Below are 1,174 nucleotides of genomic sequence, written 5' to 3'. Positions count from 1 at the left end.
GACAAGATCGCTGATCAGATCAGCGACACGATTCTCGACGCGCTCCTGCGCGAGGACCCCGCCTCGCGCGTGGCCGTGGAGACCCTGATCACCACGGGTCTCGTGCACGTCGCGGGTGAGGTCACCACCCGGGCCTACGCCGACATTCCGAATCTGGTGCGCAACAAGATCCTGGACATCGGCTACGACTCTTCGAAGAAGGGCTTCGACGGTGCCTCGTGCGGTGTGTCGGTGTCCATCGGCGCGCAGTCCGCGGACATCGCGCAGGGTGTCGACACCGCGTACGAGAAGCGCGTCGCGGGCTCCTCGCGGAAGGACCAGGACGACGAGCTCGACAAGCAGGGCGCCGGCGACCAGGGCCTGATGTTCGGCTACGCCTGCGACGAGACGCCCGAGCTGATGCCGCTCCCGATCCACCTCGCCCACCGGCTGTCCCGCCGGCTGTCGGAGGTCCGGAAGAACGGCACCATCCCCTACCTCCGCCCGGACGGCAAGACGCAGGTCACCATCGAGTACGACGGCGACAAGGCCGTCCGCCTCGACACGGTCGTCGTCTCCTCGCAGCACGCGTCCGACATCGACCTGGACTCGCTGCTCGCGCCCGACATCCGCGAGTTCGTCGTCGAGCACGTGCTGGCCCAGCTCGTCGAGGACGGCATCAAGCTGGACACCGAGGGCTACCGCCTGCTGGTGAACCCGACCGGCCGCTTCGAGATCGGCGGCCCGATGGGCGACGCCGGCCTCACCGGCCGCAAGATCATCATCGACACCTACGGCGGTATGGCCCGCCACGGCGGCGGCGCCTTCTCCGGCAAGGACCCCTCGAAGGTCGACCGCTCGGCCGCCTACGCCATGCGCTGGGTCGCCAAGAACGTCGTCGCCGCCGGCCTCGCCGCCCGCTGCGAGGTCCAGGTCGCCTACGCCATCGGCAAGGCCGAGCCCGTGGGCCTGTTCGTCGAGACCTTCGGCACCGCCACCGTCGACACCGAGAAGATCGAGCACGCCATCGGCGAGGTCTTCGACCTCCGCCCCGCCGCGATCATCCGCGACCTCGACCTGCTCCGCCCGATCTACGCCCAGACCGCGGCCTACGGCCACTTCGGCCGCGAACTCCCCGACTTCACCTGGGAACGCACCGACCGCACCGACGCCCTCCGCACCGCCGCGGGCCTGT

At 69.7% G+C, this 1,174-nt stretch carries 1 protein-coding gene; it reads left to right on the top strand.

The window, feature by feature from the left end; genetic code table 11:
- The coding region (gene metK / locus Q0994_RS33840; protein WP_299542561.1) for a methionine adenosyltransferase at positions 1-1,174 on the top strand (1,174 nt) is incomplete at both ends.

It is taken from the genome of uncultured Streptomyces sp. (genome assembly GCF_947488945.1).
Taxonomy (GTDB): domain Bacteria; phylum Actinomycetota; class Actinomycetes; order Streptomycetales; family Streptomycetaceae; genus Streptomyces.
This window is presented reverse-complemented; position numbering and strand designations above follow the sequence as displayed.